At 71.9% G+C, this 8,682-nt stretch carries 5 protein-coding genes; 2 read left to right on the top strand and 3 right to left on the bottom strand.

Annotated features, from left to right (window positions below; genetic code table 11):
- Positions 1-803: AfsR/SARP family transcriptional regulator (locus ACWDX9_RS55270; protein ID WP_449970638.1), on the bottom strand; the 803-nt coding region annotated here is incomplete at its 3' end.
- A gap of 208 nt (positions 804-1,011) precedes the next feature.
- Between ACWDX9_RS55270 and ACWDX9_RS55265 the strand changes: the two genes are divergently transcribed.
- The gene (locus ACWDX9_RS55265; protein ID WP_449970635.1) at positions 1,012-3,669 is read left to right on the top strand and encodes a SpoIIE family protein phosphatase; all 2,658 of its coding nucleotides are present in this window, start codon (positions 1,012-1,014) and stop codon (positions 3,667-3,669) included.
- On the opposite strand, the gene ACWDX9_RS55260 is transcribed toward ACWDX9_RS55265, so the two are convergent.
- Both ACWDX9_RS55260 and ACWDX9_RS55255 read right to left on the bottom strand, forming a co-directional pair.
- Positions 3,666-6,461 (bottom strand): BTAD domain-containing putative transcriptional regulator, encoded by a 2,796-nt coding sequence (locus ACWDX9_RS55260; protein WP_449970632.1) that lies wholly within the window; start codon positions 6,459-6,461, stop codon positions 3,666-3,668. The genes ACWDX9_RS55265 and ACWDX9_RS55260 overlap by 4 nt on opposite strands.
- Before the next feature lie 124 nt (positions 6,462-6,585).
- Complete coding sequence (locus ACWDX9_RS55255; RefSeq protein WP_449970629.1) at positions 6,586-7,527, bottom strand: glycoside hydrolase family 11 protein; 942 nt, start codon at positions 7,525-7,527, stop codon at positions 6,586-6,588.
- A gap of 239 nt (positions 7,528-7,766) precedes the next feature.
- On the opposite strand from ACWDX9_RS55255, the gene ACWDX9_RS55250 reads away from it, so the two are divergent.
- Positions 7,767-8,682: RNA ligase family protein (locus tag ACWDX9_RS55250; protein WP_449970626.1), on the top strand; the 916-nt coding region annotated here is incomplete at its 3' end.

The raw sequence follows: 8,682 nt of genomic DNA, 5'->3' as shown, positions 1-8,682 counted from the left end.
GGTGGCGGCGTCGGCGCGGGAGGCGCGGGAGGCGCGGGAGGCGCGGGGGCGGACTCGGCGGGGGCGGGCGCCACCGCGGCGGTGAGCATCTGGTGGTGCAGGAGCCGCAGGTCGGGGCCGGGGTCCACGCCGAGGTCGGCGGCCAGCCGCTTGCGGATCCGCTCGTACTGCTGGAAGGCCTCGCCCTGGCGGCCGCTGCGGTACAGGGCGAGGATCAGCTGGGCGGCCGGCCGCTCGTCCAGCGGGTGCTCGGCCGCCAGGGACTCCAGGGTGCCGAGGAGGGCGGCGTGGCCGCCGCGGCGCAGCCGTACGTCGTGGTAGGCCAGGCGCGCGGCCAGCCGCTCGCCCTGCAGGACGTGCCGCTGGGCCCTCGCCCACGAGGTGTCCAGGTCGGCGAAGGGCTCGCCGCGCCACAGGTCCAGCGCCTGCTCGTACAGGCGTCCGGCGGTGGCGTCGTCGCTCGTGCGGGCCCGGTTCCGCAGGTCACGGAAGCGGTGCAGGTCCACCGCGCTCTCGTCGGCCCGCAGCAGGTAGCCGCCGCCGCTGCGGCGGATGCCGCCGTCCCAGGCCGCCGGCAGGGACGTACGCAGCCGCGACAGGTAGCTCTGCAGGGTCGCGGTCGGCCGGCGCGGCGGATCCTCCCCCCACACGCAGTCGGTCAGCTGGTCGAGGGACACCGGCTGGTTGACCTTCACCAGCAGCGCCGCCAGCACGCTTCGCTGCCTGGCCGGCCCCAGCTCGATCGCCTGGCCGTCGGCCCAGGCGCAGATCTCCCCCAGCACGCCGAAATCGACTCGTAGCACTCAGCCCTCCAGAGACCGGCTCATCATCCGGGGGTCGCGACCCCGTCTGGATGCTCGCATGCCGAGGGGCGCCCCGCACCACCGCTCGCGCGAGTGGAGCAAGGGGTCGTGCGCTCTGGGTAGTTATACTCGGTAGATATACCCCAATATGAACAATTTCCCCCCAGATCGACGCTGATGACCCCGGCGACGTGGTGAAGGGGATGGGATGGGCGAACAGCGTGCGCAGGGTCCGCGGACCGTGTCGGCGGACCAGATTTCCGAGGAGCGAAGACGGCTGCTCGCGGAGGTCGGTGACGATCTGTGGGGGATCGAGCTCCTGCGGTTCGCGCTCGAACAGGCGGTGGCCGATCTTGGCGGGCTGGGCGGGATGGTGCACCTCGGCAGCCCCGGCCACGGCGGCGGGCTGCGTCTCGTCGTGACCAGCGGGCTACCCCCCGCGCTCACCCACACGTGGGAGCGCGTCGACGGCAACGGCCCGCTCGCCCCGGCCCGCGCTTTCCGCGACGCCGCGTCCGTCCGGGTCTCCATGGCGAACGTCGCCGCCGGCATCCCCCAGCAGGGCTCCGCCACGGCCGAGACCCGGTCCTGGCCGGTCGGCACGGCGATGACGGCCGTCCCGCTGATCGGCCCCGGCGGGCCGGTCGGCGCGCTGTCGATCGTGACGGCCTCCTCGCACGAGCCGTCGCCCGGCCAGCGGGCCTTCCTCGACCTGCTGAGCCGATGGGTGGGCGGGCGCCTGGGCAGGCCCTCCGCGCCACCACCCGGCTCGGGCCCCATGGGAGGGCAGAGCCGGTCCGCCGGCTCTCACCTGCCGCGGCACCTGGAGACCATCGGCACCTGGGACTGGGACATCCGGACCGGGGACGCCATCTGGAACGACGCGATGCTGACGCTGCTCGGCATCGAGCCGGGCACCTTCGACGGACGCATCGAGACCTGGATGGCCCTGGTCCACCCCGAGGATCTGCCGTGGGTGCTGACCGACATCGACGAGGCGATCCGCGCGGGCAGGATGTACAGCACCGAGTACCGGGTGTGCCGCCCGGACGGCACGGAAGTCTGGGTACGCGCCCGCGGCCGGTTGCTGGTCGACGAGGACGGCGAGCCGGCGCGCATGGTCGGCACGCTGTGGGACATCACCAAGACCCACGACGACCTCGAGGCGGTCGTCGAGCAGCGCACGGGCCACACCGAGCGCGCGGCCCAGGAGCGCTCCGCCCGCATCAGGCAGCTGACCAGGGCGCTGGCCGAGGCGGTCACCGTGCGGGACGTCGTGGACGCCTCCGCCGAGCACATCCTGCCGGCGTTCGGCGCCGCCGGTCTCATGCTCACCTTCCTGGAGGGCGACCACCTGCGGCCCGTCGGGTTCACCGGGTACTCGCAGGAGTTCGTCGACCGGGTGACCCGGATCCCCGCCGCCGGAGGGCTGCCGATCGCGCAGACCCTGCGGGAGCGCACGCCGATGTTCGTCAACTCGGTCGAGGAGTACATCGAGCGCTACCCCGAGACCGCCGACCTGCCGGCGGCGGGCGGCAAGAAGGCGTGGGCCTTCCTCCCGATGATCGCCTCGGGACGCCCGGTCGGCAGCTGCGTCGTCTCCTTCGCCGAGCCGCGCCAGTTCACGGGCGAGGAGCGCAACCTGCTCACCACGCTCAGCGGGCTGGTCGCCCAGGCCATGGAACGGGCCCGCCTGTACGACAGGGAGCACACGCGCGCCCAGGAACTGCAGCGCGGGCTGCTCCCCCGCGGGCTGCCCGACCTGCCCGCGGTCACCGCCGCGGCCCGCTACCTGCCCGCCGGCAAGGACATGGAGGTGGGCGGCGACTGGTACGACGTCATCCCGCTGTCGGCGGACCGGGTCGCCCTCGTCATCGGCGACGTCATGGGACACGGCGTGGCCGAGGCGGCCACCATGGGCCGCCTGCGTACGGCGGTCCGCACGCTGGCCGACCTGGAACTGCCTCCCGACGAGCTGCTCACCCACCTCAACGACGTGGTCAGCGGCCTCGGCGACGACTTCTACGCCACCTGCCTGTACCTGGTCTACGACGCCACCACCCGCTCCTGCGTGGTCACCCGCGCCGGCCATCCGCCGCCCGCCGTCGTCCACCCCGACGGAACCGTCCACTTCCCCGACGCCGATCCGAACTCGCCCCTCGGCGCCGCCACCCCGCCCTTCGACACCGTACGGATGGAGCTGCCCGAAGGCAGCCTGCTGGTGCTCTACACCGACGGCCTGGTCGAATCCGCCACCCTCGACATCGACCAGGGCATCGCCGATCTCGCCAAGGCGCTGGGCGACACGGTCCCCACGATCCCGCCCGCGGCGACGTGCCGGCACCCGGACCGGGACGCGACCCCGCTCCACTGCGCCGAATGCCTGGAATCCCTGTGCGACAGCCTCACCGCCACCCTGCTGCCCGGCAGGCAGGGCACCGCCGACGACGCGGCCCTGCTGGTGGTCCGCACCCATGCGCTGCCGAACGACGACATGGCCACCTGGCCGCTGCCCGAACACCCCAAGGCCGCCGGCGAGGCCCGCGAACACGTCCGCGCCCAGCTCAGCGCCTGGCACCTGGACGACCTGTCGATGACCACCGAGCTGCTGGCCAGCGAGCTGGTCGGCAACGTCGTCCGCCACGCCAAGGGCCCCATCCACCTGCGCCTGCTCCGCAGCGCCGTGCTCACCTGCGAGGTCTCCGACGGCAGCCTGACCACGCCACGCATCCGCCGCGCCGCCGAGACCGACGAGGGCGGCCGCGGGCTCCAGCTGGTCTCCGCGATCTCCCATCGCTGGGGCACCCGCTACACCGACACCGGCAAGTGCATCTGGACCGAACAGCCCCTCCAGCCCGCCCTCTAGGAGGATCTCGCTCCCAAGGCGTCGAGCCTCTCCCGCACGTGCCTCGCCTTCTCGGTGCGGTGCTGGTCCTGGTAGATGGCGAGGGCCTGGCCCCAGGCGCGGGCGGCTTCGCCGTCCTGGCCGAGGGCGTGGTGGGTGTCGCCGAGGTGGAAGAGCGTGTCGGCCTCCTGGCTGGCGTTGCCGGTCTCCCGCCGCACCGTCAGGGCCTCGCAGTAGTAGTCCAGGGCCCGGGCGTGACGGCCGGTGTGGTGGGCGATGTAGCCGAGACTGTCGAGGGTCGCCGCCTCGCCGTTGCGGTCGCCATGGCTGCGGAGCAGGGCCAGCGCCTGCTCGCAGTGCTCCTGGGCCCTGGCGAAGTCGCCGAGCATCGCGGTGCCCCATCCCAGGGAGTTGAGCGCGTTGGCCTCCCCCATGGCGTCGTCGATGTCCCTGTACAGCCGCAGGGCGTGCTCCAGATGGACCAGCGCCTGCGCGGGCTCCTCCCGGTGGCCCCATGCCAGCCCGAGCGTATGGCGGACATGGGCCTGGCCGGCGATGTCTCCCGACTGCTCGTACAGGGCGAGGGCTTCGGCGAAATGGGACAGCGACTCCGCGTGCAGCCCCGCCCGGGTGCAGGCGCGGCCGAGCAGCTGGTGGACCAAGGCATGGGCGGTCACGTCGGCCACGTGTTCGACGGCGCCGGACGCCAGGCGCCAGGCCGCGACACAGTTCTGGAGCAGGTTGTGGCCCAGGTGGAAGGTGTCGAGCGTCCAGGCGAGCTGCCATACGGCACCATGAAGACCGTGCTCGGCGGCCAGCCGCTGGGCGGCGAGCGCGCAGGCGTGCTCGGCCTTGAACCAGGCCTGGGCCGCCGCCACGTCCGCCAGGGCGTCCGTCAGGCAACCGGGGGCGGGCGGCTCCATCCGGATGGCGCTGCGCCGGCGCGGGGAGAGCAGGCGGTCGGCGGCGTACGACGTGTGCAGGTAGAAGTCCACGAGACGGCGCACGGCGGCGGCACGGGCCTCCGCGCTCAGGTCCAGGCGGGCGCGCTCGATGGCGTAGAGGCGGACGAGGTCGTGCATCCGATACCGGCCGGGAACGTGCTGGTCCAGCAGATGGGCGGTTTCCAGGGTGCGCAGCAGCGTACGCGTGTGCGCCACCGGGCGGCCGATGAGGCCGGCGACGGCGAGCAGGCTCGTGTCCGGGCCCGTCACGAGGCCCAGATGGGCGAAGGTCTCGGCCGCCTCGGGGGCCAGCACGCGGTAGGAGGAGCCGAAGACCTCCCGCAGGTCGGTGCTCAGCTCGTCGGTCTGCAGGGCGTCCAACCGGGTGGGCTCCGCCTGGAGCTCGTCCGCCAGCGCGGTGAGCGGAAGGCCGGCGTTGATGATGGCCCGCGCCGCGACGATCCCGAGGGCCAGCGGCAGTCCCGCGCAGGTCTTGATGATGCCGTCCACCGCCTCGCGCTCGGCCGCCATGCGGTCCTGGCCCAGGCGGCGTCTCAGCAGCTGGCCGGCCTGCGCGTCGGAGAGCGGCGCGAGCCGCAGTAGGTGGGCGCCCTCGGCCGCGATCAGGCCGGTGAGCGCGGTCCGGCCGGTCACCAGGGTGAGGGCATCCGGAGAGGGGGGCAGCAGTGGGCGCACCTGGTCGGTTTCGCGGGCGTTGTCCAGGAGGACGAGCACCCGCCGGCCGGCCAGCAGACTCCGGTAGAGCCCGATCTGCTCGCCGAAGGCGGAGGGCATCCGGTGGTGGGGCACGTGGAGGAACCCGAGCAGGATCCGCACCGCCTCCGACGGTGACATGGGCGTCGCGCCGGGGCTGAATCCCCGCAGGTCCACGTAGAGCTGGCCGTCGGGAAAGCGGTCGCGTGCCGTGTGGGCCCAGTGGGCGGCGAGCGCGGTCTTCCCGACCCCGCCGGTGCCGGTGATCACGCAGGTCGTGGCGGTGCGCGGCGGGGCCTCGTCCGTGAGCGGGAGGAGCCCGTCCAGCTCGAACAGCTCGGCTTCCCTGCCGCTGAAATGCTTGACGTCCGAGGGGAGCCGGCAGACCGGCGTCCACGGTGCGGGCTCGCTCACCGGCGCGGCGCCGGCCAGGATGGCGGCCTGCAGCTGCTGGAGCTCCTCGCCGGGCTCCAGGCCCAGCTCGCCGGTGAGCACCGAGCGGGCGTGCTGGAAGGCCTCCAGCGCTTTGTCCCGTTGTCCCGCTCGCGAGTGCGCGAGCATGAGCAGCCGCCACGCGCGCTCGCGCAGCGGCTGCTCGGCGACGAACGCGCGGAGGTCCTCGATCACCTCCGCGGGCCGGCCGAGGGCGAGCTTCGCCTCGGCCCAGTCCAGCCTGACCATGGCCAGCCGCTCTTCCAGCTCGGTCACGCGGGCGAGCATGTGACCGGAGAGCTTGGTGCCTTCGGCGGGTTTGCCCCGCCACATCCCCAGAGCCCTCTCGAACTGGGCGACGGCGGCGCGGACGTCGCCCGTCTCGGACTCTTTCCGCGCCAGCCGGATCGCCTGTTCGAACTGGAGGAGGTCCACCTCCTCGGCGTGCGCCTCGAAGGTGTAGCCCGTTTCCCTGGTGAGCAGCCGCGTGTCGAGCGACAGGCTCCTGCGGAGCTGGCCGATGTAGGTCTGCAGGTTGGGGATGGCGGAGGGAGGGGGGTTTTCCCACAGGGCCTCCACCAGCCGCTCCCGGGACACCAGCGTGTTGACGTTGAGCAGCAGGCTGGCGAGGACGGCGCGCGGCTTGCCGCTGAGATGCACCTGCCTGCCATCGGCCCAGCTCACCCGTACCGGGCCCAAGATTGCAAAGGTCGCGTCGACCATGACCCGCTCCTCGCCTGTAGTGGCTCTGTAGCGTGCTTGTGGCACCAGCGCCGATTGTGACCCAGCGGGCATTCATGGTCGAGAGGGACAGGCCGGAAAGATCTTTCCGGCCTGTCGCCAACGGTCAGCTCGCGCCGCAGGAGACCGTCGGCCAGGTCTGGTTGCCGTTGTGCTGGATCGTCACGCCCCAGTTGTTGCCGTTGCCGTTGGGCCTGGCGGTCAGCACCTGGGCGCTGGGGTAACTGGCGGTGATGTTCCAGGTAGCGATGATCTTCGCCGGGGACGGCACGTTCATCGTCACGGTCCAGTTGCTGGAGCCGCTGACGGCGACGTTGAGGTTGTAGCGGTCGCTCCACTGCTGCCCCGCGGACAACGACGCGGTGCAGCCGCCGCCGGGGTTGCCGCCTCCTCCTGAGGAGGAGCCGTCGAGCGTGATGTTGGAGTTTCCGCTGCTCTGATATCCCTCGGTCGCGAGGATCATGTAATCGTGGCTGCCGAGGCTCATGCCGTAGCGGGCCCATGCGTCGAAATGGTTGCCGGCGGTGATGGTGCCGCCCGTCTTCTTCGACTGCCGGACGCTCCAATATTGGTTGAAGGTTCTCGTGCCTTCGATGGAGGGGGCGTTGTACCGCGTCGTCTGGTAGACGTCGTACGTGCCGCCGTCGCTGGTCACGGTGCCCTTGTACGTGCCCGTGGGCCGGTAGGTGCCCCAGTTGTCGACGACGTAATACTCCACGAGCGGATTTCTCGTCCAGCCGTAGAGGGCCAGATAGGCGTTGCCGGACGGGTTGAAGCTGCCCGAGTAGTTCACGGTCCTGCGCCCGCCGGGATTCCAGCCCTTACCGGCGACGAAATTGCCGGTGTTGCTCCATGAGGTGCTGTAATTGCCGCCGGATCCGAGGTTCATGGACACCGACCCGGCGCTGTCGGTCCAGAACGAATAGAAGTAGCCGTTGTTGGTGCCGGTCTGGTTGGAGGTTATGGGGGCCGCGTTGGCGATGCCGGGCGGCATCACGATGGCGACGACCAGCGCCACCACCAAGGCGCAGGCACGGCGGATGAGCATGTGCTTCCTCCTCGCGACGGTTCCGAAATTATCGGCATTGTGTCGAAAGTATCGGCATGGCTTTACCGGGCTGTCAACGAGCCTTGTCAGCCACCAGGCCGGCGGAAGCCATTCAGGCTGGTCAGCGAACGAGATGCGCCGGTGAAAGTTTCGTACACGGTCCGAAAAGGCGGTTTATTCGATGGAGGCGTGTTTCCTGCCGCTTGTACAGTGACTGCGGCCGAGCGGGGGGAGGGATCATGCGCGTGCACTATCCGCGTACCCCTCACCTGCCCTGGTCGCCCGGTGCGACCCCGGACGACGTGCGCGCGGGCGACCTGTCCGGGCTGCGCGGGCGTGAGGTCGTCGTCACCGAGAAGCTCGACGGGGAGAACACCACCCTGTACGCCAACGGGATGCACGCCAGGTCGCTGGACTCGGCCCACCACCCGTCCCGGGCGTGGGTGAAGGGTCTGCAGGGGCGGATCGGCGGGCGGATCCCCGCGGGGTGGCGCGTGTGCGGGGAGAACATGTACGCCCGGCACTCCATCGCGTACCAGGGGCTGGAGAGCTGGTTCTACGGGTTCTCGGTCTGGGACGGCGATCGATGCCTGGACTGGGACCGCACGGTCGCCTTCCTGCGCGGGCTGGGGATCCCGGTGCCGCCGGTGCTGTGGCGCGGCGTCTTCGACGAGCGGGCGCTGCGGGGGTTGCGGCTGAACCCGGAGCGGCAGGAGGGCTACGTGGTGCGGGCCGCCGAGGGGTTCGGGCGGGCGGAGTTCGCGGGGCGGGTGGCCAAGTGGGTGCGGCCGCGGCACGTGCGGACGGACACGCACTGGATGCACGCCACCGTCGTGCCGAACGCTCTGGGCCCGGCGGCGGCGCTGTGGTCGGTGCGCTCGGGCGCGGACCCCGACGTGAGCGCCCTGCTGGCCGCGGTGGACCTGCCCGGAACCGAAGCAGCGACCCCGGACGCGGTGGCCCCCGAGGCGGCGGCTCCGGACACGGTGACTTCGGACGCGGTGACTTCGGACGCGGTGACTTCGGAGGCGGTGGCCGAGGTGGTGGCGCGGCTGGATGCGATCGGCCGGTGTGGAGATGCCCGGCTGGCGGGGGTGCTGGCCGTGGTGGCGCACGCCGTGCCGCGGGCCACGTTGGCGGCGCGGCTGGCGGGGC

This window comes from Nonomuraea sp. NPDC003201, assembly GCF_053590415.1.
This window is presented reverse-complemented; position numbering and strand designations above follow the sequence as displayed.

Excerpts from the sequence above, each read along its gene's own strand:
- ACWDX9_RS55260 (WP_449970632.1), bottom strand. The coding sequence starts at position 6,461 with ATGGTCGACGCGACCTTTGCAATCTTGGGCCCGGTACGGGTGAGCTGG.
- ACWDX9_RS55255 (WP_449970629.1), bottom strand. The coding sequence starts at position 7,527 with ATGCTCATCCGCCGTGCCTGCGCCTTGGTGGTGGCGCTGGTCGTCGCC.
- ACWDX9_RS55265 (WP_449970635.1), top strand. The coding sequence starts at position 1,012 with ATGGGCGAACAGCGTGCGCAGGGTCCGCGGACCGTGTCGGCGGACCAG.